At 45.9% G+C, this 25319-nt stretch carries 23 protein-coding genes; 8 read left to right on the top strand and 15 right to left on the bottom strand.

Translation table 11 applies throughout. The features are described from left to right. Nucleotides 1-43 precede the first annotated feature (43 nt). The 3 genes from TCA2_RS14180 to TCA2_RS14190 form a co-directional block, all read right to left on the bottom strand. Nucleotides 44-601, bottom strand: coding sequence for a MarR family winged helix-turn-helix transcriptional regulator (locus TCA2_RS14180; protein ID WP_047912247.1), 558 nt, complete (start codon nt 599-601; stop codon nt 44-46). Between the two features lie 402 nt (nt 602-1003). Continuing rightward, nucleotides 1004-1252, bottom strand: coding sequence for a hypothetical protein (locus TCA2_RS14185; protein ID WP_047912248.1), 249 nt, complete (start codon nt 1250-1252; stop codon nt 1004-1006). 712 nt (nt 1253-1964) lie between these two features. Further along, nucleotides 1965-3479 carry an alpha-N-arabinofuranosidase gene (locus TCA2_RS14190; protein WP_047912249.1) on the bottom strand — a complete coding sequence of 505 codons (1515 nt, stop codon included), beginning with the start codon at nt 3477-3479 and terminating at the stop codon, nt 1965-1967. Nucleotides 3480-3678: 199 nt separating this feature from the next. Here TCA2_RS14190 and TCA2_RS14195 point away from each other — a divergent pair, with 199 nt between their 5' ends. Next, nucleotides 3679-4584 (top strand): transcriptional regulator, encoded by a 906-nt coding sequence (locus tag TCA2_RS14195; protein ID WP_081872500.1) that lies wholly within the window; start codon nt 3679-3681, stop codon nt 4582-4584. A gap of 46 nt (nt 4585-4630) precedes the next feature. On the opposite strand, the gene TCA2_RS14200 is transcribed toward TCA2_RS14195, so the two are convergent. The 8 genes from TCA2_RS14200 to TCA2_RS14235 form a co-directional block, all read right to left on the bottom strand. Beyond that, nucleotides 4631-5416 carry a C40 family peptidase gene (locus TCA2_RS14200; RefSeq protein ID WP_047912250.1) on the bottom strand — a complete coding sequence of 262 codons (786 nt, stop codon included), beginning with the start codon at nt 5414-5416 and terminating at the stop codon, nt 4631-4633. Between the two features lie 407 nt (nt 5417-5823). Then, nucleotides 5824-6987 (bottom strand): multiple monosaccharide ABC transporter permease, encoded by a 1164-nt coding sequence (gene mmsB, locus TCA2_RS14205; protein WP_047912251.1) that lies wholly within the window; start codon nt 6985-6987, stop codon nt 5824-5826. Then, nucleotides 6980-8530: a multiple monosaccharide ABC transporter ATP-binding protein gene (gene mmsA / locus TCA2_RS14210; RefSeq protein WP_047912252.1), complete on the bottom strand. Its 1551-nt coding sequence runs from the start codon at nt 8528-8530 to the stop codon at nt 6980-6982. The genes mmsB and mmsA overlap by 8 nt, the downstream gene beginning before the upstream one ends. A 36-nt stretch (nt 8531-8566) precedes the next feature. Beyond that, nucleotides 8567-9652, bottom strand: a complete 1086-nt coding sequence (gene chvE, locus TCA2_RS14215; protein WP_047912253.1) for a multiple monosaccharide ABC transporter substrate-binding protein — start codon at nt 9650-9652, stop codon at nt 8567-8569. A gap of 263 nt (nt 9653-9915) precedes the next feature. Further along, complete coding sequence (locus TCA2_RS14220; RefSeq protein WP_047912254.1) at nt 9916-11121, bottom strand: response regulator; 1206 nt, start codon at nt 11119-11121, stop codon at nt 9916-9918. Continuing rightward, nucleotides 11118-12980, bottom strand: coding sequence for a sensor histidine kinase (locus TCA2_RS14225; protein ID WP_047912255.1), 1863 nt, complete (start codon nt 12978-12980; stop codon nt 11118-11120). Before TCA2_RS14225 ends, TCA2_RS14220 begins: the two co-directional genes overlap by 4 nt. Next, entirely contained in the window at nt 12970-13971 is a 1002-nt protein-coding gene (locus TCA2_RS14230; protein WP_047912256.1) for a substrate-binding domain-containing protein, read from the bottom strand. Before TCA2_RS14230 ends, TCA2_RS14225 begins: the two co-directional genes overlap by 11 nt. A gap of 158 nt (nt 13972-14129) precedes the next feature. Then, nucleotides 14130-14807, bottom strand: a complete 678-nt coding sequence (locus TCA2_RS14235) for a nitroreductase (RefSeq protein WP_047912257.1) — start codon at nt 14805-14807, stop codon at nt 14130-14132. Nucleotides 14808-15033: 226 nt separating this feature from the next. Between TCA2_RS14235 and TCA2_RS14240 the strand changes: the two genes are divergently transcribed. After that, complete coding sequence (locus TCA2_RS14240) at nt 15034-16233, top strand: acyltransferase (RefSeq protein ID WP_047912258.1); 1200 nt, start codon at nt 15034-15036, stop codon at nt 16231-16233. A gap of 134 nt (nt 16234-16367) precedes the next feature. Here the strand turns inward: TCA2_RS14240 and TCA2_RS14245 are convergent, their stop codons facing one another. The 3 genes from TCA2_RS14245 to TCA2_RS14255 all read right to left on the bottom strand — a co-directional run bounded on the left by TCA2_RS14245 (nt 16368) and on the right by TCA2_RS14255 (nt 19433). After that, nucleotides 16368-17060 carry a hypothetical protein gene (locus TCA2_RS14245; RefSeq protein WP_052512004.1) on the bottom strand — a complete coding sequence of 231 codons (693 nt, stop codon included), beginning with the start codon at nt 17058-17060 and terminating at the stop codon, nt 16368-16370. A gap of 104 nt (nt 17061-17164) precedes the next feature. Then, a complete protein-coding gene (locus TCA2_RS14250) occupies nt 17165-19054 on the bottom strand; it encodes a HAMP domain-containing sensor histidine kinase (protein WP_047912259.1) in 1890 nt (629 codons plus the stop codon). Nucleotides 19055-19079: 25 nt separating this feature from the next. Beyond that, complete coding sequence (locus TCA2_RS14255; protein ID WP_238546392.1) at nt 19080-19433, bottom strand: hypothetical protein; 354 nt, start codon at nt 19431-19433, stop codon at nt 19080-19082. A 398-nt stretch (nt 19434-19831) separates the two neighbouring features. On the opposite strand from TCA2_RS14255, the gene TCA2_RS14260 reads away from it, so the two are divergent. The 4 genes from TCA2_RS14260 (at nt 19832) to TCA2_RS14275 (ending at nt 22713) form a co-directional block, all read left to right on the top strand. Further along, nucleotides 19832-20242 carry a hypothetical protein gene (locus TCA2_RS14260; RefSeq protein ID WP_047912260.1) on the top strand — a complete coding sequence of 137 codons (411 nt, stop codon included), beginning with the start codon at nt 19832-19834 and terminating at the stop codon, nt 20240-20242. A 189-nt stretch (nt 20243-20431) separates the two neighbouring features. Next, nucleotides 20432-21088: a peptidylprolyl isomerase gene (locus TCA2_RS14265; protein WP_047912261.1), complete on the top strand. Its 657-nt coding sequence runs from the start codon at nt 20432-20434 to the stop codon at nt 21086-21088. Nucleotides 21089-21478: 390 nt separating this feature from the next. Beyond that, nucleotides 21479-21754 carry a YqkE family protein gene (locus TCA2_RS14270; protein WP_047912262.1) on the top strand — a complete coding sequence of 92 codons (276 nt, stop codon included), beginning with the start codon at nt 21479-21481 and terminating at the stop codon, nt 21752-21754. Nucleotides 21755-21921: 167 nt separating this feature from the next. Next, a complete protein-coding gene (locus tag TCA2_RS14275) occupies nt 21922-22713 on the top strand; it encodes an SDR family NAD(P)-dependent oxidoreductase (protein ID WP_047912263.1) in 792 nt (263 codons plus the stop codon). A gap of 84 nt (nt 22714-22797) precedes the next feature. Here TCA2_RS14275 and TCA2_RS14280 read toward each other — a convergent pair whose 3' ends face one another. Next, entirely contained in the window at nt 22798-23568 is a 771-nt protein-coding gene (locus TCA2_RS14280) for a TIGR02206 family membrane protein (protein WP_238546393.1), read from the bottom strand. A 197-nt stretch (nt 23569-23765) separates the two neighbouring features. Here TCA2_RS14280 and TCA2_RS14285 point away from each other — a divergent pair, with 197 nt between their 5' ends. Together TCA2_RS14285 and TCA2_RS14290 are read left to right on the top strand one after the other, a co-directional pair. Next, nucleotides 23766-24212, top strand: coding sequence for a MarR family winged helix-turn-helix transcriptional regulator (locus tag TCA2_RS14285; protein WP_047912264.1), 447 nt, complete (start codon nt 23766-23768; stop codon nt 24210-24212). A gap of 71 nt (nt 24213-24283) precedes the next feature. Continuing rightward, a complete protein-coding gene (locus TCA2_RS14290; RefSeq protein WP_047912265.1) occupies nt 24284-25270 on the top strand; it encodes a ring-cleaving dioxygenase in 987 nt (328 codons plus the stop codon). Nucleotides 25271-25319: the final 49 nt, after the last annotated feature.

The raw sequence follows: 25319 nt of genomic DNA on the forward strand, positions 1-25319 counted from the left end.
TTGTGGTTTAACAAGCACTGGATCATATAATTGCAGAAATTTTTTAATAGGATATAAATCGATTGGGTCTGTCTAATTCACTGTCTGATCGACCCTCATACTCATTCACAGATTCAGCGGTTATCTGATTCACAGTCGCTTCTATCCGTGTAATCACATTGTCAGACAACCCCTCTAGCTGTACATTCAGTCGTTTCAGAAAAGTGGCAGCAGACTCAAGCTCCTTGTTTGTAAAGCAACCAAAAATCTCATCAATGATAATGGAGCCACTATCCTTGTTCCGCATGATCATTTCATTACCCGATGGAGTAATTCCAAGAACGACCGATCTCCGGTCAGTATCACTCCGCTTGCGTATGGCAAATCCACTAGCCTCCAGCTTGTCACATAAAGCAGTCACTGCTCCTGAGGTAAAATCAAGCTGCTCCGCAAGATCACCAAGCCGCTGATCACCTTCGCGCAAGATCGTATTCAGGATAAGAAGACCCGGGAGGGATATGCCTTCCACCGATACCTTGTCTCTCTCCTTCACAAATCTTCGAACCACTTTGCGGAACAAATAATCGACCTCTTCCAGTAGAATCCAATCCTTCTCCTGCATATCGCTCCTTTCAGGTGCATACCATGGAATGCAAAAAGGCCCCTAGCACCTCTTCACGCATGCATTCGCATCACGAAGGAAGAGATGGTTAGGAGCCTTTGGTTGGTCCAATCGGCTGACCGTTATGTATTGAGTTAGTTAGGCATATGGTATGAATCAAATGTTGATCGTTCGCTTCATACCAAATGCTTCAGTATTAAAATAACGATTGCTTAATTAATGAACATTTACTTAATGAGCACTCATTTAATGAGTTGTGGTGTAAATGTCTTGTTGCAAGATTAAACCAATTAATCCAACCTGTCAAGTGTGTTTTTAGATAATGCTTTGCATTTAAAATTTTGCTTAAATTTGTATAAATTGATAAAGAAGCACCCAGTAACGGCTGCTTCTTTCTTTTAGCTATTGCTTAATATTTTTTAACTGTTTTTGTAAATCAAAATTTTCTGGCTTAGGAAGGTAAGCCCAATTTTCTCCATTTTGAATCCACTCTTTTAAATAACCCTCATAAGTGTATTCTTGATCATCATCGTGAAAGCCAAACTCAAATCCACAGCATGGGCAAACGATAAATGACTTCTCTCCAGTTTCATATATGGGAGGGTCTTCCAGATTATTGTATCCACAAACAAGACAGGTGTATGTTTTCATATTTCATATTTATACCTTTTCGCTATTATTTTTGGAGCTTGTTTCTTTAAGATAATACTTAGCTCCAATCTTAACTAGTATACACGTTACTTGAATCATAGAAAAAGGATTATCGCCATCATGCCTCGCCTGGAGTCTAATCCGGGAATCAGCAGAAAACTTACGATCTGAACCCACATTCACCTCGCAGCCCTACTTACAAAATAAGGCCAGAGCTTCGCATACTTGCGGCTCTGGCCTCACCCCCGCCTCCCCACAAAAGGGGATGCGAAGGTGCCTTTGAGGTTTGCCTCCAGCGATTAGCGAAGAGGTGATTGTGGAGAGAGGAAGCGTCAGCGTTCGTTTTTTGTCTGCTGATTCCTTCCTTGCCTGAGTCTAATCCGGGAATCAGCAGACAACTTACGATCCGAACCCACATTCACCTCGCAGCACTACTTACAAAAAAAGGCCAGAGCTTCGCATACTTGCGGCTCTGGCCTCACCCCCGCTCCCCATAAAAGGGGGTGCGAAGATGGTTTGAGGTTTGCCTCCAGCGATTAGCGAAGAGGTGATTGTGGAGAGAGGAAGCGTCAGCGTTCGTTTTTTGTCTGCTGATTCCTTCCTTGCCTGAGTCTAATCCGGGAATCAGCAGACAACTTACGATCCGAACCCACATTCACCTCGCAGCGTCCTTAGCTGGAGCCACCTCACTCATTTTCAAAACCTCAACACTTTACTTCGCACTCACCTTCAACCGAATGACATTCCAGCTCGCCTTACCCAGCTGCGCAGTCACCGTCGTACCATCAACAACCGCATTTCCATTCTTATGCGGAGCAACACGGTCTGGCTGAGCTGCTGTATTCACTGCTTTTAGATCATCGCTTTCAAGCACAATGTGCTCAATGATCTGGCATTGGCCGAAGCTGCGCAAGTCCACTTCCACAGGCAAGGATTCATTGAGGTGGCGGTTTACAGCAAAGACCGTAACCTCCTCGGCCTCTTCATTATGGATCGCAATGGCTTCAAGGTAAGGAACGTCTGTAATTTCCTTCGTATCATATTTAGGAGATTGAACCAGCGGCACAAGGGCCTGACCTCGACCGTATACAGAAGTATGCAGATAAGGGTAATAGATCGTTTGTTTCCAAGCAGCCCCGCCATTCTCTGTCATAATCGGAGCAATGACATTGACCAGCTGAGCGAGACATGCCATTCTCACACGGTCGGAATGCTTGAGCAGGCTGATCAGCATACAGCCAACAAGCAGTGCATCCTCATGATTATAGACGTCCTCGAGCTGTGGAGGCGCAATTTGCCATGGTTCCATCTTGCTGTCGTTCTCATTGGAGTGGAACCACACATTCCATTCATCGAAGGAGAGAAGCATCTTCTTCTTGCTGCGCTTCTTCGCTTTGATATAATCACAGGTTGCCGTGACGGTCTCAATAAAACGATCCATTTCAAGCGATCTCGCCAGGAATAACGCAGAATCCTGCTCACGATTGCCATAATATTGGTGCAGCGATAAGTACTCTACATGATCATAGGTATGATCAAGCACGGTCGCTTCCCATTCCGGGAACGTCGGCATGTTGATGCTGGAGCTTCCGCAGGCAACAAGTTCAATCGTTGGATCCACCCACTTCATAACCTTAGCAGCCTCAAGCGCAACTCTACCATACTCTTCTGCCGTCTTATGTCCAATCTGCCATGGACCATCCATCTCATTACCAAGACACCAGGTCTTCACGTTGTGCGGATCCTTGTAACCATGCTTAATACGCAGATCACTGTAGTAGGAGCCGGAAGGATGATTGCTGTACTCGACAATATTACGGGCAGCATCGACTCCGCGTGTACCCAGGTTAACGGCCATCATGACCTCGGTATTGGCCTTCTTCGCCCAATCCACGAATTCATTGAAGCCAAACTCATTGGTTTCCACTGTGCGCCATGCCAGCTCCAGACGGCGTTTACGGTCTTCCTTCGGACCCACACTGTCCTCCCAATTGTAACCGGATACAAAATTGCCCCCTGGATAACGGACAATCGGAACCTGAAGATCCCGGATGAGTCCCAATACATCCTGACGCAAACCAGCTTCATCCGCAGTCTCATGACCTGGTTCGTAAATTCCTCCATATACCGCACGACCTAAATGCTCTATAAAAGAACCATAAATTCGTTTGTCCACTTCTGCGATTCGAAAATCTTTGTCGACGATCATCTTTGCTTTATCTGCCATGAATTATGCCAACTCCTTAAATTAATTTAATTATTAATCCTTTAAGCAAATCATAATTCCCTCTTTTATTAAAATCCAAATAAAACTTAAATGCAATAACATTTTTGATATTTTTAAAATATTATTGAATTTATTTAATCATTAATCCTATAATAAGAGTTAATAATTAAATCAACGGATTCAGGAGCGAATAGAACATATGATAAGAGCAAATGCTGAAGATAAATGGCTCCCTCTGTACGAAGCGTTAGCCAGCGGTGTCCGGCTGTCCATCATCCGGCTTCTTGCAGAGCAGCCTATGAATATTAAGGAGCTTGCGGCCTCTCTTGAACTAAGCAGCGCGATTGTAACCAGCCACGTCCGCAAACTGCAAGAAGTCGGCATTGTGGAATCCAAGATGATCCGCAAGGATGGCGGAACACATAAGATTAATTCCCTGGCCGTCGATTGGATCGAGATTATGATGCCGAACAAGGTTCAGCAGCTAGCACGCAAGTATAAGGAGACCTCTATTCCAATCGGGCATTACACCGAGTTTGATGTGTATCCGACCTGTGGATTGTCAACGACAGAAAAAGTCATTGGACAGTACGATGATCCGCGTTATTTTCTCGATCCCGAGCGTGTGAATGCACACATCTTATGGTTTGGTAGAGGATATGTAGAATATAAAATCCCGAATTATTTGCTGCAAAACGAACAAATTACAGAGATTGAAATTTCATTTGAGATCGGCTCTGAGGCTCCAGGCGTTAATCCCAACTGGCCATCTGACATTTCCTTTACCTTAAACGGCATACCGCTCGGAAAATGGACAAGTCCCGGAGACTCCGGAAATGGCAGAGGTGTCTTCACACCCGAGTGGTGGCAGGATGAAGTGAATCAATATGGACTCTTGAAGGTCATTCGCATCACGAACGAGGCTACTTTTATTGATGGACAGCGCATGTCGGAGATGACCATTCAAGATATTCCGATAGAACGTAATCAATGGACATTCCGTCTAGCTGTTGAACAGGACGCGAAGCATGTCGGTGGATTAACATTATACGGTGAAGGCTTCGGTAACTATAATCAGAACATCATTCTGAGACTGTACCACTAAAAAAAAGCCTCTTCCGTTAAGGAAGAGGCTTGTCTTAGATAGGATATTACAGCGCGCTGCCGCCATACAGGAAGCGGTATTCCCAATGCTTGCCTTTGAAGGTATCGACTTTTACGCCGCCGGATTCAGTCGAGTACGTATGAAGCATTTTGCCATTACCCAGGTAAATCGCGACATGCGTAATTCTTGCTGAACTCTTATTGATTCCGGAGTACGAGGATTTGCTCGAACCTTTGTAAGACATGAAGAACATCAGGTCACCGCGTTTCAGAGAAGAAATGCTGGATTTTGCATTACCTTTGTTCTTAACATATGTTCCTTGTTGACGAGAATCCGCTGGAAGCGTAATACCCGCCCCATCCATGAATGCACGTCTTACAAAAGAAGAACAGTCAAATGTCTTGGTGCTGCTGCGTGGTGCGCCGAACTCATAAGGCGTTCCCAGATACTTCGCGCCCGCGTCGATCACTTTCTCCACAGTCTTTGAACTTGTGCTGTTGGCAGAGACGCTGCCACCGCTAGAAGAACTTCCGCCGCTTACTGTCTTTGTATATTTAGAAGAAGAAGAAATATATCCTGTGTTTCCTTTTGTATCTTTGACTTTAAGCCAGCTGGATCCAGATGTTCCAAGAACAGATACGGTTTCTCCCTTTTTCAGCATGCGAATGACGGATGAAGAAGTGGTTGCTTTCTCTCTCAGGTTAACACCGTAGAGAACTTCCTTAGTTGTTGTAGCTGCATAAGCCTGGCTTGAGAATACAGGCATGCTCACTGAGCCGAACATTAATGCTGATGCTATAGTTGCAGTTAGTATCTTTTTTGTAACCTTCATGTTGTAGAACCTCCTGAAGTTTTAGGTTTTGTTAATTCCTCATGACATCACCTTGCCATCAACTGTCCCCATTGTAGGACAGGCAAGCAACCTAAATCATCGGACTTTAGTCCTGATCACCCCTTTATAAAGATAGGTATATAAAACTATATAAATACGTTATATGATTTAATTCCAGATTGCATAATACTGATGAAAACAAATCAAAATATTCTTATATATCAACACATTATTACAAATAAGCAAGAAAAAACAGCCTTAAATTTATTAGGTATATAGACCTATAAATAAAAAGGCTGTTTTATGAATTGGATAAACTTACTAGTAGTTACATTGGATATTATATCCGTCAATAAGTTTTGTTTTTACTTTTTAACCTTTTTGTAACCTATTGAAACGTTTACAGTTTAAGCAGCTCGTTTGTTCTTGTTGTAAATATCAAACGCGACAGCTAACAACAATACAAGTCCTTTAATTCCCTGCTGCCAGTCGATACCGAGCCCGATCAGCGACATCCCGTTATTCAGCACACCCATAACCAGACCACCGATAATAGCGCCAAATACGGTTCCAATTCCCCCTGATGCGGAGGCTCCACCGATAAACGCGGCCGCGATCGCATCAAGCTCAAAGTTTGTACCCGCTCTTGGGATAGCCGCGTTCAATCTTGCAGTAAAGATCAAGCCGGAGATCGCAGCAAGTACCCCCATGTTAACAAATACCCAGAAGGTAACCTTCTTTGTTTTTACACCAGACAGGCCTGCAGCCTTCTCATTACCGCCTACCGCATAGATGTGACGTCCCATAACTGTCTTATTCATAACAATGGAATAACCTACAATAAGCACGGCAAGCAGCACCAGGATGTTCGGAATCCCTGCATAGCTGGCAAGCGCCACGAAAAATACGTTAACGACGATCGCAATCAGCACCATTTTCGTTATAAACAGCGGCGTAGAACTGGTCTCGAATTTATACTTCTGCTGATTTTTACGTGCTTTCACTTCATTAATAATGTAAAGTACGGTTACAATCACACCTGCAAGAATTGCTACCAGATTCGTCCCTGCATTCCCGAAGTCCGGAATGAAGCCTGCACTAATCTTCTGGAACCCTTCCGGAAGAGGGGATATGGACTGGCCTTCCAGTACAATCATCGTAAGACCACGGAACAAGAGCATCCCGGCAAGAGTGACGATAAAGGCCGGTATACGGACATATGCTATCCAGAACCCTTGCCATGCGCCGATCAGTGCTCCCAGCAGAAGCGACAGAATGACCGCTACGACCGGATGCAAATTCATATCTACCATCATAATTGCAGCGCAAGCACCTACCAGGGCAGCTACGGAGCCTACGGACAAATCAATGTGTCCTGTAATGATAACCAGCACCATACCAATGGCGAGGACGAGAATATAGCTGTTTTGCAAAATGAGGTTCGTAATATTGATTGGTTCGAATAATAATCCGCCACTAAGGACCCCGAACAAAATCATAATGAGTATTAATGCTATAATCATGCCGTACTGGCGAATATTATTTTTGAGCAGCTGCATTAAGTTATCCATTTGTATGCCCTCCCGATCTGGTCGTGTTCGTCATGTATTTCATCAACAGCTCTTGATTCGCTTCACTCCGATTCACCTCACCTGTGATCCTTCCTGCATTCATAACGAAGATTCGGTCACAGATGCCGAGTATTTCTGGAAGCTCGGAAGAAATAACGATAATGGCCTTTCCTTCATTCGCCAGCTCCTGAATAATCGAGTAAATTTCAAACTTGGCCCCTACGTCAATTCCTCTCGTAGGCTCATCGAGTATAAGAATATCCGGCTCGGAATAGATCCATTTGCTCAGCACAACCTTCTGCTGATTACCACCGCTAAGGTTCTGAACCTCCTGGTGGATACTGTTTGTTTTGATCTTGAGCCGTTTACGCATTTGCTCCGCAACGATCACTTCTTCATTTTCATTAATAACCGAAGCCTTCTGCAGCTTCTTGATTCCGGTTAACGAAATGTTTCGCTTAATATCCTGGATCAGTACAAGCCCATAGTCCTTGCGATCCTCTGTTACATAGGCAAATCCATTATCAATCGCCTGATTGATTGTGTTATTGTGAATGACCTGTCCGTCCTTGCGCAGCTCCCCTGAGATTTTCTGTCCGTAGGCCTTTCCAAAAATACTCATCGCAAGCTCCGTCCGTCCCGCTCCCATGAGACCGGCAATTCCTACAATCTCTCCGCGCCGTACATTGAGATTGACTCCATCCAGTACTTTGCGATCGGCATGATGCTCGTGGTATACAGTCCAGTCCTTGACTTCAAGCATAACTTCACCAATGTTTGGCCTGCGTTCCGGATAACGATCCGTTAGGTCACGGCCAACCATGCCTCGGATAATTCGGTCCTCGCTCATATCCTTCGATTTCATATCCAGCGTTTCGATCGTCTTGCCATCTCGCAGAATCGTTACAGAGTCCGACACCTCAGATACTTCGTTCAGCTTATGTGAAATGAGAATACAAGCGATTCCCTGCCTCTTGAATTCCAGCATCAGTCTGAGCAGATTTTGACTGTCTGTCTCATTAAGCGCTGCTGTCGGTTCATCCAGAATAAGCAGCTTCACCTTCTTGGACAGCGCCTTTGCAATCTCGACAAGCTGTTGTTTACCGACACCGATATTCGTGACCAGCGTGTTAGGATTCTCATCCAGCCCCACTTCCTTGAGCAGTTCAGAGGTCTTCGTGATGGTCTCCTGCCAATTGATTACCCCTTTGGTTGCCCGCTCGTTACCTAGAAAAATGTTCTCGGCAATAGACAAGTATGGGATAAGCGCGAGTTCCTGATGGATGATGACAATCCCTTTCTCCTCGCTGTCCTTGATCGTTTTGAATTCGCATACCTGATCCTCGAATAGAATATCTCCCTCGTAGGAACCGTAAGGATACACTCCGCTCAGTACCTTCATCAGTGTTGATTTACCGGCACCATTCTCGCCGCATAAGGAATGAATCTCGCCTGCCTTCACTTTCAGGTTTACATTCTCCAATGCTTTAACACCGGGAAATTCCTTTGTAATCCCGCGCATTTCAAGTATATATTCAGCCATGATTTCACCTTCCCGCATCAAAAGTTAACAGATATTCTATTCCAGCCCAACTTCATCTTTGGTGTAGTATCCGGAATCAATTACAACTTCCTCCAGATTCGTCGCATCCACAGATACTGGCTCAAGCAGGTAGGACGGCACAACCATTTTTCCATTATCGTAGCTCTCCGTATCATTCACTTCTGCTTCGGTCCCAGAGAGAACGCTTTCAACCATGGCAACCGTTCGCTCCGCCAGCTGACGTGTATCCTTAAATACGGTTTGTGTCTGTTCTCCTCTGACGATGGATTTGATGGAGGACAGCTCTGCATCCTGTCCAGTAATTACAGGCATCGGATTGTTAGAGCTTCCATAGCCTACACCTTTTAGAGAAGAAATGATGCCCAGACTTAACGAATCAGCAGGAGCAAGAATTGCATCAATCCGCTCATTTGAGTAATGCGCACTGATCAAATTATCCATCCGCTTCTGCGCTTCCGCACCATCCCATCTGAGCGTAGCGATTTGACTCATTGAATTCTGTTTGCTTCGTATGACGAGCTGACCGGAGTCAATATACGGCTGTAGAACAGACATAGCGCCGTCAAAGAAGAAGTAAGCATTGTTATCGTCCGGTGATCCGCCAAACAGCTCGATATTAAACGGTCCCTTGCCTTCCTTGAGGCCCAGCTTCTCCTCTATATAAGAGCCTTGAAGAACACCGACTTGGAAATTATCAAATGTAGCATAATAGGACAGATGCTCTGTATTACGAATCAATCGGTCATAAGCAATGACACGAATGCCTTGGTCATGAGCCTTGCTGATGACATCGGTTAATGTATTTCCGTCAACGGATGCAATCACGATCACATCCACGCCTTTTGTAATCATGTTCTCGATCTGTGCAATCTGATTCTCGACTACATCCTCCGCATATTGCAGATCGGTCTTGAAGCCTTTCTCTTCAAACAGCTTCACCATGTTATTCCCGTCGGCTACCCATCTCTCCGCCGATTTCGTTGGCATGGCGATGCCGACATAGCCCTGACTTTCGCTGCCGCCTGTCGTCTCCGCAAGATTACATGCACTCAAAGAGATAACGAGCACGAAGAGAAGAAGATAGGTTAGTGCTTTCTTCATCGTTTCCACCCTTTCGCTTGTACGATTGTGCCTGGATTAAAGCTTTTATAGTTAGCGCTTTCATATCCATTGATCCCTTGTTTCTTCTATAATGATATCTCAACGCTTCTTGAATCGTCTTTGCACATTTGCAACCGTTTTTATAAAAATCAAACCTTTCTTGGCAATATCCCGATAGGAGTTCCGTGGCAACAAAAAAAAACGCCTTGCGGCGTTTTTTTCAAAATGAAGAGCATATCTTCCTTGGATGCTCTATTAATTCTCTAAACAAAGGCTTCGCCCTTACGATATTTGTTCGGGGAAATGCCGATGACCTTCTTGAATGCAGTGCTGAAGTAGTGCTGACTCTCATATCCGATATGATCGGCAATCTCGTGCATGGCAAGACTGCTGCTATTCAGCAGCTGTATCGCTTTGTGAATCCGAATTCCGGTCAGCAGGGCAATAAATGACTCCCCGAGCTCCTTCTTCAGCATGCGGCTCAAATATACGGGTGAAACTCCCAGCTCGGAAGCCACCAGCTCCAGTGTCAAAGCGTGGTTGTGATAATGCTCCTGCAAATATTGCCGGGCTCTTCGTACAAGCGGAGATAGCGAAGCCTCCTGATAGATGCATTCCTTGCACAGGTTGTATGCCTCTAGAAGCTCCATCTCCACTCCAACATCCTCAGCAGCGGTGTGTAGAGTGACACCCAGATTCTCCTTGGCCGCCTCCTCGATCTTCATGAGCAGCTCTGGTGTGAGCCTGCTCCAGCTGATCCCTACGATCAGATCAGATCCATTTCTGAACACAAGTGCTTCCGAGGTGCCAATCAGCTCTTCAACAATGTTCTTGACCGCATACAGATACAGCTGGCGATCGCCTTCCTTCAAGATCGTATTCGGCATGCTTACCTCTGGCCAGCGGATCACGAGACAACTTGCGGGAGAAGCTGCAGGAAGAGAGAGCAGACTGAGCTGCATCCCAAGCTCCTCTTCGTTCAGTCTGCCTTGTACCCATTCCTGTCCCAGCTGCTCTCGCAGTACCTCCCTTCTCTTGCGGAGATGCTCCCTGGCAGATGCCTGTTTCTCCTTCTCCAGCTGCTCCTCATCGAGTGAAGCCTTAATTCGCTGCAGCACACTCATCAGCTCATCCGTTTCAACCGGCTTCAATATATATTCCTCCACACCCAGCCGAATCGCTTGCTGCGCATAGCTGAATTCATCATACCCTGTAATGATAATGCATCTGCATTCCTGCTTCTGCTCTCGAAGTGCCTGAATGAATGAAATGCCATTCATAATCGGCATATTCATATCGACGAGCACAAGATCAGCTCCCCGTTCTAGTACAAGCTCCAGTGCTTCCGCTCCGTCTTCGGCGAGTCCGATGACTTCCATGCCAAGAGAAGCCCAGTCTACCGACTCGCTGATGCCTTCACGAATGATAGGTTCATCATCCGCAATCAATACTTGATATGGTTTATTCATAGCTCCTCCTCCTGTTCGTGGTCAGCCATGACTTGAGGCTCGGTCAACAAAGGATGCTTAATCGTGACCGTTGTGCCTTCCCCCAGCGTGCTGTCCAGCTGCACGCCGTAATCTGTTCCGAATGCGAGCTGAATTCGGGCCTGCACATTTAACAGGCCATAGCTCTTCGGTGACTCCTTCTCTTCATGCTGCTTATCTATGGTGATCAATGGATTGGCAAGCTTCTCCCTCAGCTGCTGAAGCCGCTCCTCATCCATGCCCGCCCCATTATCTGTGATCGTCATCAGAAGATAGTCGGTTTGCTGTTCCACCTGAATTCGAATGTTGCCTGCACCGCGCCTGGCCTTGATGCCATGATAGATCGCATTCTCAACGATCGGCTGCATGATCAGCTTGACAACATAGAATCTTCTGACCTCCTCCTGCAGCTCGATCTGGCAGTTCAGTCGGTCCCGATAACGGGTCTTCTGAATCTGCAAATAGCTGGTGATATGATCTATCTCTTCGGACACCGGAATCATGCTGCTGCCCTTACTGAGCCCGATTCTAAACAATCGGGATAACGATTTCACCATTTCGGATACATCTTCCGCCCCCTGCTTGCGTGCCATCCAGTGGATGGTATCCAGTGTGTTATACAAAAAGTGCGGCTTGATGTGAGCGGTAAGACTGCGCAGCTCAGCTGCCTGCTTCTGTTTTTCTTTTCTCCGGTTCATAGCCATCAGCTTCTTGATCTCCTGCAGCATCCGGTTAAAGCTGACACCGAGCATTCCGACCTCATCTCCACGGTTACCGAGATTACGCAGCGTCATGTCGCCTTTTTCGGCCTTCTGCATCAAGCTCATCAAGTGATGAATCGGCCTTGAGATGGATTGTGACAGGACATAAGCCGCCGTTAGTCCAAACATGCAAACAATAAACAAATAGCAAATCACATAAAAATGAATTTCTCTAACAGCAATTGCTGAATCACCTGTATTGAACACCCCGATCGTACGCCAGCCGGTGTAAGAAGAGGTCTGGTATTGAAACTGAAAGTTCTGATCTCCCACTTGTTTTGTAAAGGTTCCATAGGAGGCATCTTCAAACCAGGAGCTCTCCAACTGAGTAATAATGGACTGATCCGGTGCGAAGATTTTATTCCCATCCTGATCCTGAATCATTAAATATCCATCTTTACCTAACGTGACATCCCTTGCAATGCCTGAGATCGAGAACAGCTTCAGGTCGATCAAAATAACGCCTCGCGTTTCCCGAGTCTCCGGATCAACCAAAGCTCTGGATACAGACACGACTTCATCCGGCGTATAGTTCACATGGGTAGTTACTCTCCGCTCTCCAGGATGCCCGATGACCGTAAAGATCCCTTTCTGATCCACGGCAGCCTGATACCAGCTCTCTTGTGTGAGATCTGTATCATCTACAGCATACATTTCGTTGCTTATATATTCCCCTTCATTATTAATGATTAAGATCCCTGCAATATCGGGATGAAGTGTTGTAAACCCCTGTAAAAAAACTTGAACACTTCCTGAGCTCTTCACCCGCTCTCTTACCTCGGGAGTACCATCAATAAACTGCTGAACATCCTCATCAAATTCGGTGAGATAGGTAATGTTCTGCAGATTTTCAATGGACTTGTCGAGCGACTGATTCACTTTACCAATCAGCTGTAGTGTATTGTCTTCGACCTGCCTTTCCACAATTCGATCCACGGTCCAATTGACGATTAATCCAAGACCCAGTGCAGGCACGATACCAATTAATAGAAAAAGAATGGAGAGCTGATAACGCAGCGGCATTTGACTGAACTTAAGTCGTTTCCATAACCTTCCAGATCTGCGCTCATTATTTCGCATAATACTGCTCCACATTCTGTTTGGTAACCACATTAATTCCTGTATCGACCTGGACTGGAACCGGTGACACATCGTCTGTCGCAGAAGGCGCCGGAATCGTCAGATCATGGTGAAGATGGAACAAATATTGTAAGGACCAGTACCCCATATTCCATGTTCCCTGTGCAATGCTTGCCGCAATAGCACCTTCCTTGATCAAATCAAGTGTGGCTTTGTTCGTATCAAAGCTCACAATTGGAACCGGACCCCCATACTGCTGAACCGCTTCAGCGACACCGACACCACTTGCTGCTTCGGTGACGAATACTCCAGCAAGATCCGGATACTTCTCAAGCAGTGCCGCAGTCACTTGTTCCGCATCCTCTGCATTTCCTTTTCCATTAACCGTATCGACTACTTTCATCATCGGATAGGTGCTCTCCAGCGTATCCTTGAATCCTTGAATCCGCTCTGTATGATTGTGCTGTCCAGGTACAGTAACGATCGCTACCTGTCCCTCTCTTCCTGCCAGCTTCGCCATCTGAGCTGCTGCGGTTGCCCCAGCGTTGTAATTATTCGTTGCCAGGAAGGAGTAAGCTTTGCTGTTCGGTGCACCTGAGTCAAACAGCACGACCGGGATGTTCTCCTCAATCGCGCGGTCGATAACACCATCGAGTCCATTCGTGTCAATCGCAGAGATGGCGATGCCTGCTGGTTTCTTCGCAATCACCTGGTCCAGTACCATAATCTGCTCCTGCAGGTCGTACTCCGTTGCTCCTCTATATTCAATGGACACGTTCAAAGCGTCAGCCGCATCCTCAAAGCCCTTAAGCACGCTCTTCCAGTACTCAGAGCCAGATTGGAAGGTGACCATCACATAACGCTCCGAGATATCTCCTCTCAGACCTTCACCCGCAGCTCCTCTATTGTCCACGTCCTCTGTCATATATTGAAATATATAAACCAAAAAAGCGAATATTAAAAGCGCATAGATCAGCATCATCTTTTTCAATATAGCTACGCCTCCTCGGTCTGTTCCAATGCCAGCATTTAACCGCTTTCATTAATCATTATAAATCGAGCTGTCAAGACTGTGAACTTCATGACAACAGACCCCCATCGCTGAGAGTCTGTCGCTACAATACATATGCACGAGTCTAGTTTACGAGTCTAGTTTAAGAAATGGACCATTTGGTGAAGCGCTTCTCTATCTGATGTATGCTCATTATAGGGACTGTCTTCGACAGCATAGCCAAGAACAACACCAGAGCGGATAATCAGATGATCCGGAATCGACAGCTTCTCTCTAAGTATTTGGGGATAAGCAATCGAATTAAAGGCGGGAACACTCTGCACATGATGATGCTCAGCGGCCAGCACAAGATATCCGGCGAAGGTGCCCAGATCCATGGTCGACCAATCCGTAAGCGATCGCTCCTGACAAATAATAACCAGGGCTGTTCCATCAAAGAACGAAATGTTATTGCGTCGATTCAGCTCTCTTGCCTTCTCATCCTCACGATCGATCCCCATACACTCAAACATATGTATGCTGTTACGGATGCTGCGCTCCTGCATATATTCAGGCCATTCCTTCGGAACAGGAACATCCGTATTGTATGGCTCTGAACGATCAAACGCAGCTAAATAGGCCTCTCTGACCGCTTCTAAGGTGCCGCCTGTAGCAATAAATACCTCCCAAGGCTGGGTATTCGCCCAGGATGGTGCACGCAGTGCATCTGTTAATATATTCTCAAGGGTCGCCTGCGGAATAGGCTTGCTCTTGTCAAATTTACGGTGAGACTTTCGGCTCTGGAACAGGTTCTTACTCTCTTCATGATGGTTCACTATTGGTTCTCCTCCATTCCTATACTCTATATCTCTGGAATTGACGATTCTTCATGAACGATAATATATACAGACAATAATTACAAGCACACACAGTCCCAAGTTGTAGTATACTTGCTCATGTTATTTGTTATTTCATCTATTCTTAATGTTGATTCGTTACAATAATGACTCCAAGTGCCTGCCTACTTGTCATGAGAAACAACTATTAGGAGGTTATCTACTATTGAAAAAACCTAGAATCGAGGAGCTGACACCTCTACGGGGACTCGCGTTCCTCGCGATTGTGATGCAGCACAGCCTCGCGGAATATATATACCGGGCGGATATACTTGCGCCAGATTCCACCATGCTTATGATTGTGTATCATTTGACAAGGTTCGGTACACCGACATTCGTGTTCCTGTCCGCCGTACTTCTGTTCTATAACTATGAGAAGAAGCTGCACTATTCAAGCTTTATCCGCAAAAGATTCGGAGATATTTATGTCCCGTTCCTGTTATGGACAGTTCTATACTGGCTGAGTGTAAGACTGACGGCTGGCACCAACTGGCTGAGTGCTGACACCTGGACAAGCCTTGTTAGTGAATGGTTTGTTCCTCAAGCCGGTTATCAGCTGTGGTTCGTCATCATGGTATTCCAGTTCTATCTGCTGTTTCCGCTGTTCCGGAAAGCCGCTCTGTTTCTGAAGAGCAGACTGACTCCTCTCGATCCGACGCGGCAGAACCGTACGGTTGTTACTATTATCGTACTCACTGGCGCTGCCTATGCTTATCTGTTATACCTGTCTTATTACGAGATGGGCGCTTGGGCAGCAGAAGCAGGCGGGATAACCCAAACACTGCTAGGGTACAGATCTTATTCTTTTATTATGTATTTCTTTTATTTTATTCTTGGTGCACTGGTTGCCTTCATGCTCGAAAAATTTCGCAAATGGATACTCAAAATTATGCCCTGGACTGCGTTCCTGTCCATCGCCTTATTCACACTGCTCGCTTATGATGTGCTTCGCGGCTCTTCTGATGTGATGAACCTGAACATATCTACCTATTTGAAGCCTCAGACCTTTGCTTTGATTTTGACACAGATGTTCCTGCTGTATGGATTCATGCTTGTCATCTCGCCGCAGAGCCGTTTCCGCAAGCTGTTTACATGGATCGGAAGATATTCATACGGCGGTTATCTTGTCCATGCCATGGTCATTTACGGCATCGCATTCTTCACTAGACCAATGGAGCTGTCTGGATATCATTTGCCGGTAACGATCATCACATTCCTGCTTACCGTCATCGTATCGCTGCTCATCAGCTTTGGCTTGTCCAAGCTGCCTGGATCAAGATATCTGGTAGGACTTGCGCGCAGACCTAAGAACAAGACCGCGAGAGACAAGGACAAGACGGTCCCGGCAGAAGGTGCTGTGCTCTGAGTTAAGAAAAATGCATCATTTTCCTGTTATTCTTAATCTGCACATGCAGATTTCCCTAGTAATTAAACATCCCCTTCAAGCTTCGTCTGTCAATGTATGACATTCCTGCTTGAAGGGGATTTTTTATTCAGACTTTAGCTATGATCATGCTTAAGGGCTTCTTTTCCCGGCGCCCCATCGATCTTGATCTTCCGATGGATAAACTTCTCCAGATCAGGTGTTAACTCTTCCTTCAATTTATCCACCAGCTGTTTCTCGGATACACCTTTTGATTTGGCGATTTCAGCCAGTGACTTTCCTTGCCGAAGCTCTTGGTTAAGCTGATCCGGCGTCAGACCGAGAAACTTGGCAATTTCCTCGCGATTTAAACGATGTCCTTTGCCATGATGTGCATGCCGCCCGCGAAGCTCACTGAGCGGAGTGTTGATCACTTTGGCGAGCCGGGCGTGAATATTTGATTTCATCGTGGTGCCTTGTTCTTTCGTGAGGCAGCCTTCTTTGACCGCGGCATCCACCCGCTTATCGATAGCAGGAATAAGCTTCTTCTCGAGCTGCTTGTCTGTCATTCCCTTCGACTGCGCAATGCTTACAATCGTCTTCCCTTGTTCCATTTGGGATGCCAGTTCCTTCAGATCCATATTCAGAATCTTGGCTGTCTCATCCATGAAATAGAGGTGATGTCCTTGACCGCAATTTGCATCTACCTCAAACTCGGTAAATACCGGATCCGGGGTCTTTGCTTCCTGTGCTTCGGCCCCTCCTGCATACCCTGTCATAATCGAAATCAGAAGAGCCGCAGAAGCGATGCGCGAAATATATTTGTTCATGTGTTTGTCCACCTTTCTAGCTGCAATAAATTGTCTGCACTTCGTTAGTGTGGACGAACACACCCTTTTTTATCCATTGCACATGAACAACCTGAATTACAAGCTCAAGTACCCGAAGGAAAACGAATAACAGCCTCCGTTCCAATCCCCTTCTCGCTGCTATATTCTATACTTCCATCCATAGCCTCAATAATCCGGAATGTCACCATCATGCCGAGCCCCGTACCCTTCGTTTTATTAGAGAAATAAGGTTCACCGAGTCTCATGAGCTCCTGCTCATTCATCCCTATTCCGGTATCCTGTACATGAATAAAAATTTCCTTGCCTCTCGAATAAGCCTTGACTCTAACCTCGCCGCTGCCCTGAATTGCCTCTATGCTGTTCTTGAGAATATTAATAAATGCTTGCTTAAACTTGGAGGTGTTTCCCCGAACCCACAGGTTCTCAGGTACATCCATCGTAATGACACAGCCCTCCAGATTGGCCATCGGAATCAGCACACCTTCGATGTGATTGAATTCTTCCGCCAGATTAATAAGCCTGATCTGATCAAATTCCGGCTTGGCAAAGGTCAGAAAATCATTAATAATCTCGGATGCCCGATCGAGCTCCTCAATCGCGATGCTGACATATCTTCGATTCCTCAAATTCTCCTGCTTGCTCATCAGCTGCAGAAATCCGCGGGTTACCTGAAGGGGATTACGCACCTCATGTGCGACAGAAGCCGCTAATTCACTTATAATCTTGATCTTTTCCGAGCGCTGCAGCTCATTATTAAATACTTCAAGCTCTTTCGTATACAGCTCTACTTGCTCATGCTTACCCCACAAGGGATTGGTCTTGATGATCACTAGAGTGACGGTAAATGCAAGCATCCCCCACTTGATCATCCAGAAGTCATACCAATTCAAGGTGTAATATAGAATCCATTCGACAACGGCAGCGACTGTAAATATTCCAGAACCGCATGATAGCAAATAGGCTTTACGGTTCCCCTTAAGTGCCTCCAGGATGGCAAAATAGGTCAGCAGAATAAGCTCTACAATAAATACAACGCCGAACACAGGCCGGGTCAGGAATTCATAAAACGCATAGATGACATCCCCCGTTAATGCATTGACGACTCTAACCAGCATGCAGAATGCGATGTATACCAGCATCGATTTCCACAGTTTATTGATTAATCCGCCTGGTCCAGGTCCGATCATCTGTTCAAAACAATAGGCCAAGAGCGGCAGCAGCAGAATCAAAGCCGCTTCGAAGCCTGTAACCAGAATCTCGCTGTAATCAGGGTACAACGTATATAAAGTCGGCGAATACAGCAAGACAGCCAGCCCGAAGCAGATAATGACCCCCATCATTGAGGACCACTGTCTTGTATTCACCCGGGTCATAAATAAACAGGTTACCTCAATAAGGACGGCAAGCAGAAGCAGGATACCACCTATCAGGACCGACGATAAACCATCTCTAAGATACATGCCGCTTAAGTCTATATAAGACCCTGTCCATGCGTCCTCGCTCAAGCCTACTGTTCTATCACTGCTGTGTGTCCAGATGTACACGACTTTGCCTGCATCCTCTTGATCGAGAGACAACAGAATATGATTCCGATCAAACGGATAATTATTGGATTGTCCTATTACACGTTCTCCGTCTATATAGATATCAATTTGCTGTCCATAAATATATTCAAGCAGAAGTCCCGATCTCTCATCTAGATCGGCTGGCAGCTTGATTCTGGTCCATGCGGCATGAACCGTAGATGGATCCATCTCATCAGCAAAATAGCTGTCATCAATCGCTGTCCACTTATAATTCCCCTCCATCAGCTCCTCATAGCTGAGGTTGACACTGTCATTAAACCAGAGCATGTCCCGCGACAATTTCTGTATATCCTTCTCCTGTGCGTGCAAGACTGCTTGCGGCAGGATGAAGAGTACCCCTAGTAAACACAAGATGATAGCCGCCGATACTCTGGGCCCGATCTTCATTAGAACACCTCAAGACTCGATAAAATTAATATACATCCTTATTTTTCCACACTTTATTGATATCTACAATACTATTCTCTCGCTCATCCCGAAGTCTCTCGCGCTCTGCTTCATACTGATTCTTGATCATTTCTAGTTCCCTCTGTTCTGCTTCCTCCCGGTATTCAAGCCAGACCAGACTCTCCTCATCCTCGTAGATGGTCCATATATCTGAGAATAGGTAGTCCTTGATCTCCACAATCCTGCCGTTCCATAAGCCAGAAGACCAGTAGAGGCCGTCAGGTTTACGAATGACCGTCCGTGAGTATCCAGGTGTAGATGCTTTTTGACCGATCTTGATTGATCCGATCATATTCGAGAATGTACACCATTCCATCACCTGTCTTCCCCCATTCCTAATGACTCTCTATATTTTATAGCTAACATGGATTTTACGAAACTATATTCATTGTATTCAATTGATTCGGGAGCGAAAGCTCGGTTTAAGAAATAGTCAAGTACGTTGATCAGACCTCTCAAATTCATGAAGGAGGATAAAAAAAACTGAATAACACACATCGAAATGTGGAAGTCGAGCACAAGGATGTTCAGAAGAAATCTGATTCCAGCTTAGTCGCATCTACATTTATCAAATACGCAGCTTATATCATCCTATTTTTCGGATTCCTATACTTTCTCGTTAAATTTGTATTCCCCATGTTCTAGATGGACACGCTATCCGTAACTATGAACTGCTATGCATTGCATGAAGATGATAAGACTAAGGAGAGATATCACATGAATAATAGACCACATACTAACGAAGCCGATTTTGCCTATGACCGTTATAAATCCATGCAGGAGCCGGATCCGCTGAATACCGTACCTGAAGATGATTTGGATTATGTAAATACGTATACAGAGCAAACCGTAAGTCTTGATGAAGACACGACACCGCTTGATGCCGAAACGGCTCAAAAGGAACCGATGCAGGATGTGCGCAGCGCCTCTTCCATTGAATTTGCAGCGGACGAGGATTTCATGGAACGGCAGGATGTGCTGATCCGATCCACCGAGCCCGACCTTACTTCCGTACCTGATGCAGATGATATCGATGCAAACAGCCCGGTGGATCCGGCTGCTCCAGACCCGGATGCCATGCATGGTACAGATCTGATCAATGGCGCCGGCGGAAGTCCGGAGAAATGAATAAAAAATAAGATAATGAACAAGCTGTTGCGGTGTCTTCATTTGCAGCAGCTTGTTTTTTTGTTCCGTCACACTCCTCTCCTCTTCTACAGCTATGACATTTTCGTGTCTATTCCGATGAGCGTTTCTAAATGGATTAAAAAAAGGTATGATGAGAACATATTCAAACTATATCAAGGAGGAAACAGCATGTTGTTCAGATCCAAAGGCTTCAAATTCCTCTTGCTCCTGACTACGCTTGTCGTTATTCTGGCAGGGTGTGGAAAGGATACTGCAGAGAATGACGAGCTTGAGTTTGGAGGGATTGGTGTTCCTGACCCTGAGAAGTCTCATCCGGTTGCTACCATTGAGCTGTCCAATGGCAAGCAGATCGTAATGGAACTCTACCCTGAAGTTGCGCCAAATACGGTGAACAATTTCATATCCCTTGCCAACAGCGGCTTTTATGATGGAACGATCTTTCACCGGGTTATCCCGAACTTTATGATACAGGGCGGCGATCCAGAAGGAACAGGGACCGGCGGTCCTGGTTACAGCATTAAGGGCGAGTTTACCAGCAACGGGGTGAAGAATCATCTGCTGCATGTTCGCGGTGTCGTATCCATGGCACGATCCAATGACCTTGATTCGGCTGGGTCCCAATTTTTTATCGTACAAGCCGATTCAGAGCATCTAGACAATACTTATGCTGCCTTTGCTAAAGTGACTGAAGGCATGGACGTTGTTGATGAAATAGCCAATCTTGAAAGAGATCAGAACGACCGTCCGACTGATCCGCCCGTGATGACCAAGGTTACTGTTGACACACTGGGTGTTGAATATCCAGAACCGGAGAAAATTCAATAGAAAAACAGCAAAAAGACCGGACTCCTTCGTTTGTCCGGTCTTTATTACGTACACCATTTATCCCGTATCATCACCATATTAAGCTAATCCATCCCATGATCGAAATCCAGAGCGGTACACTGAGCAGGATGCCCCACATTAACCCTTTCAATAGCTGCGTGTTTAGTTCCAATAGCAACGACCCCTTCACTGTTTAATTAGTCGTAGTATCGGTGTTCAAAATGAGCTATATACTCTAGTTCGCTTATTTTCTTCCTCTACTTTATATTACACCAATTTTTAGAAAGCGCTATCATTAATTTATTTCTATTCCACTTTCCTGCTACTTATACTTCCAATCCACCCTGTGTACCTGTTATAATTTTGCTACGATGAAACGGAGGGATCATCATGGTCAAAAAAAGAAACACGCCGTCCCGGCAGTCGACTAACCGTACTTCGAGCCGTGAAGAATCCGGAGCAGCGACGCTGAAGGACATGCTGAGCGATGAAGTGCTTGGCAAGCTCAAGGCGCAGGCTAAGGAAATTAAGGCAGCCAATCAGCAGCGACAGGAAGAAGCTCGCCGGTTGGCAGAAGAGAAGAAAAAGGCAGAGCAAAAAAAACTCGACAACAACTTTGAATATCTTCTAGAGAACAGTAACCTCGATTGGCACAAATATAAATAAAATGCGGAATCCCCAAGCACTGACCTGTGAAGACAGGCTCTGTGCTTGGGGATTTTGCAAAATGTTGCACTCCCCCTCTTCCCTATGATTCAACCTACCGCTGCCGGGGGTATTTCTACGTTAGAAAGCTTCACGAATAATAGACTATGGATTAGGGAGGAATCGTTATGCCGAATCTTCGATTTGAGAATAAGATTGCCATTGTGACCGGGGGAGGTTCCGGCATAGGGCAAGCCGCTGCCCTTCGATTGGCAGAGGAAGGTGCGCACGTATTTATGCTTGATCGAACCGTCGAAAGAGCAGAAGAAACCAAAAGTAGGATTGAGCAGAACGGCGGAAGGGCTGAAGTCATTGAATGCGACATCGCGAAGCCCGAGATGGTGGAGAATGCGATTAACACCGTTGCAGAACGGGCAGGTCGAATTGATGTTGTCTTCGCCAACGCCGGTGTAAACGGAAAAATGGCGCCGATTGAAACGATGGAAATCGAAGATTGGGATCAAACGATGTGCATTAATATGAGAGGTACGTTCGCCACGGTTAAATACGCGATACCTCACATGAAGGAGAATGGCGGAAGCATCATTATTAACAGCTCCATCAATGGAAACCGCGTATTCTCGAATATTGGCTTCTCTGCTTATGCATCGACAAAGGCCGGTCAAGCTGCATTTATGAAAATGGCGGCACTGGAGCTTGCCAGATATAAAATCAGGGTCAATTCTGTTCATCCCGGCGCGATCGACACGAATATTGATTCCAAGACGGAGCGCTCTGAGGATCTGGATCAGGTTCAAATTCCGGTCGAATTTCCTGAAGGAGATCAGCCGCTGGCCGGTAAGTCAGGCAAGCCTGACCAAGTCGCTTCTCTGGTCTTGTTCCTGGCCTCAGATGAAGCCTCCCATATATCCGGCACCGAAGTCTATATCGATGGAGCAGAATCCCTGCTCCGCGGATAATAAGACAAGACGTATAGAAGAACCTCCATACCTGCTGCAATATCGCAGCGAATATGGAGGTTTTTTTGCTGTAAGAATTGCAGGCTAGAGTGATACATGATCCTTGCTTACCGTCTTGCTTGAGGCACGTGAGGGCAGATAGAAGAAGAGGATATACATCATGGTAAATAACACGAATGCGACCCATTCTTCGACAAGAATATAGTAAGGATAAGGTCCGAGCATATCTAATATAGAAGGTGACTCCGGCTTGTGGGACAGGAACATATAATTCGCCCCGAATACTTGATTGAAGCACCACACGATGCCAGCAATAAGATTAAGCAGCAGCATAGAGAGCGGAACCGAGGTTATCGTGAGTCTCACCTGCTCAATCCAGGTCATATATAAGGCGGCAGCAATAATAGAGCCGTGCGCGATGAAGAATTGTATAAAGCGAAAATGAGGGAAGGTATATACCAAATCAGGCGTTAGTAATGCAGCCAGCGCACCGCAGATTCCAGCATAGAACACAAGCATGTACAGCACGCGATTTCGGGTCACCAGCATAACACATGACAGAAGAAGCGTAATGCTGCATAGCTCCAGCGGCAGCGTGTAAGCCGGATCCCATAGATCATAGATCTGATACCATACTTCAAGCATGAGCTGCGATAGAATCAGTAGTGACAGCAGTATGCAGCGCAGTATTTTTCTAGCCGATACGGAGTTCCTCAGCTTCTGTCGATACATAAACATCGCGAGCAGAAGAACAATAATGACAGCTACTGCTCCTGCATGAGCAAGAGACATGAATTCAAACCTCGGTGCATTATAAGGATTGAAGATGGATAGGTCAGCAACAATGGTATGCAAGGATCTCTCCTCTTCCTTTCGAGAATAAAGTTAATTTGATCATAATGGATCTCCATGAGGATGGAAAGCCATCATATAGAAGAAACTCATAGAATTAAACATGAAAAAAAGACAGTTGACATATTATCAGTTTAATTATAAACTGAACTCAATAAGTTTAGTTCTAAACTCAAATTTCTATTGAAGGAGGAACTTGGATGAATGAAGCAAACTTCACTCCTCCTCACCTGTCCAAACCGGAGGAACGGCTCGGTCTGCTGCTATGGTTCCGGCTGTCCCGCATCTATAACCATAACATCCGGGAAAATAATCAGCATTTGAAGGCCTGGAATTTATCAACAGCTCAATTCGACGTCCTTGTTCAGGTGGGCACTGAGGAGCGGATGTCACAGCAGGAGCTGGCGAACAAGCTGCTTGTTACTAAGGGCAATATTACTCAGCTATTGAGTAAGATGGAGGATTTAGGTCTGATTCAACGGGAAACAGACTGGAAGACCAAATATGTATCTCTTACCGATCAAGGCAGAGCATTATATGAAGAGGTTGTGCCAGCACAAGAGCAATTCCAAGCATCCCAATTCAGCAAACTAAGTAAAGACGAGCGTAAGGAGCTGCTTAAGCTGCTCAAGAAGCTGCAAGACTAACTGCTCATCTGCGTGTATTCTGGCGGATTTTTTATAAATTACAATGTAAATTATGGGGAGGTTATCTTATTATGACGGAACTCGCTGCAATCAAAGGAATCCATCATGTATCTGCGCTTACAGCCAAGGCACCAGAAAATTTCGAGTTTTACACCAAGACCCTAGGTCTGCGTCTCATCAAAAAAACGGTGAATCAAGACGACAATTCGATGTATCATCTATTCTACGGCGATGAAAAAGGAAATCCCGGTACCGAGCTGACCTTCTTCGAAATGCCAAATGCGGGACAAACACGCACAGGGACGAACAGTATTTCGGCCACCTCTCTCCGGGTGCCCAGCGATGCCTCCCTTGCTTATTGGAAGCAGCGTTTTGAGGAACTCGAGGTCGATCATGATGAGATTACGGAACGCGCTGGACGCAAGACACTGGCTTTTCGTGATTTTGAACAGCAGCGCCTCATTCTTGTCTCCGATGAGCATAATGAAGGGGTCGCCGGCGGAGTACCTTGGGAGAAGAGTGTCATTCCTCAGGAGCATGCCATTGTAGGACTCGGACCCGTGCAGCTGACCGTAGAACAAGGCGAGCATACAGCAGCTGTACTGATCGAAGTGCTGGGCTTCCGTCACAAAGGAAGTTATCCTTCTAATGTGCCTGGTCAACCGGATATTGAGGTATACGAGGTTGGGGAAGGCGGCAGCGGTACGGAAATTCATATTGAAGAAAGAACGGATCTGCCGGTTGAACGTCCCGGACGCGGAAGTGTACACCATGTAGCTCTGCGTGTAGAGAATGAAGATCAATTGAAGGCGTGGATCCCTCGTATCAACAGCTATGGCTTTCCGAATTCCGGATTTGTGGATCGATTCTATTTCAGATCCCTGTACTTCCGTGAAGGTAACCGCATCCTGTTCGAGCTGGCTACGGATGGTCCGGGCTTTGATACGGATGAGGATATTCTCCATCTGGGAGAATCTCTAGCCCTTCCGCCTTTCCTTGAAGAAAGTCGCGGTGTGATTGAGAAGATGCTGAAACCGCTGAATACCCAACAATCTTAAAATAGTTAAGAGTTATACGCAGCCAATGCACCAAGGCATATTAACCAGT

It is taken from the genome of Paenibacillus sp. TCA20 (assembly GCF_000732325.1).
Classification (GTDB): Bacteria; Bacillota; Bacilli; order Paenibacillales; family Paenibacillaceae; genus Paenibacillus; species Paenibacillus urinalis.

Excerpts from the sequence above, each read along its gene's own strand:
- TCA2_RS14180 (WP_047912247.1), bottom strand. The coding sequence starts at position 601 with ATGCAGGAGAAGGATTGGATTCTACTGGAAGAGGTCGATTATTTGTTC.
- TCA2_RS14185 (WP_047912248.1), bottom strand. The coding sequence starts at position 1,252 with ATGAAAACATACACCTGTCTTGTTTGTGGATACAATAATCTGGAAGAC.
- TCA2_RS14190 (WP_047912249.1), bottom strand. The coding sequence starts at position 3,479 with ATGGCAGATAAAGCAAAGATGATCGTCGACAAAGATTTTCGAATCGCA.
- TCA2_RS14195 (WP_081872500.1), top strand. The coding sequence starts at position 3,679 with ATGATAAGAGCAAATGCTGAAGATAAATGGCTCCCTCTGTACGAAGCG.
- TCA2_RS14200 (WP_047912250.1), bottom strand. The coding sequence starts at position 5,416 with ATGAAGGTTACAAAAAAGATACTAACTGCAACTATAGCATCAGCATTA.
- mmsB (WP_047912251.1), bottom strand. The coding sequence starts at position 6,987 with ATGGATAACTTAATGCAGCTGCTCAAAAATAATATTCGCCAGTACGGC.
- mmsA (WP_047912252.1), bottom strand. The coding sequence starts at position 8,530 with ATGGCTGAATATATACTTGAAATGCGCGGGATTACAAAGGAATTTCCC.
- chvE (WP_047912253.1), bottom strand. The coding sequence starts at position 9,652 with ATGAAGAAAGCACTAACCTATCTTCTTCTCTTCGTGCTCGTTATCTCT.
- TCA2_RS14220 (WP_047912254.1), bottom strand. The coding sequence starts at position 11,121 with ATGAATAAACCATATCAAGTATTGATTGCGGATGATGAACCTATCATT.
- TCA2_RS14225 (WP_047912255.1), bottom strand. The coding sequence starts at position 12,980 with ATGCGAAATAATGAGCGCAGATCTGGAAGGTTATGGAAACGACTTAAG.
- TCA2_RS14245 (WP_052512004.1), bottom strand. The coding sequence starts at position 17,060 with ATGAACAAATATATTTCGCGCATCGCTTCTGCGGCTCTTCTGATTTCG.
- TCA2_RS14250 (WP_047912259.1), bottom strand. The coding sequence starts at position 19,054 with ATGAAGATCGGGCCCAGAGTATCGGCGGCTATCATCTTGTGTTTACTA.
- TCA2_RS14260 (WP_047912260.1), top strand. The coding sequence starts at position 19,832 with ATGAATAATAGACCACATACTAACGAAGCCGATTTTGCCTATGACCGT.
- TCA2_RS14265 (WP_047912261.1), top strand. The coding sequence starts at position 20,432 with ATGTTGTTCAGATCCAAAGGCTTCAAATTCCTCTTGCTCCTGACTACG.
- TCA2_RS14270 (WP_047912262.1), top strand. The coding sequence starts at position 21,479 with ATGGTCAAAAAAAGAAACACGCCGTCCCGGCAGTCGACTAACCGTACT.
- TCA2_RS14275 (WP_047912263.1), top strand. The coding sequence starts at position 21,922 with ATGCCGAATCTTCGATTTGAGAATAAGATTGCCATTGTGACCGGGGGA.
- TCA2_RS14285 (WP_047912264.1), top strand. The coding sequence starts at position 23,766 with ATGAATGAAGCAAACTTCACTCCTCCTCACCTGTCCAAACCGGAGGAA.
- TCA2_RS14290 (WP_047912265.1), top strand. The coding sequence starts at position 24,284 with ATGACGGAACTCGCTGCAATCAAAGGAATCCATCATGTATCTGCGCTT.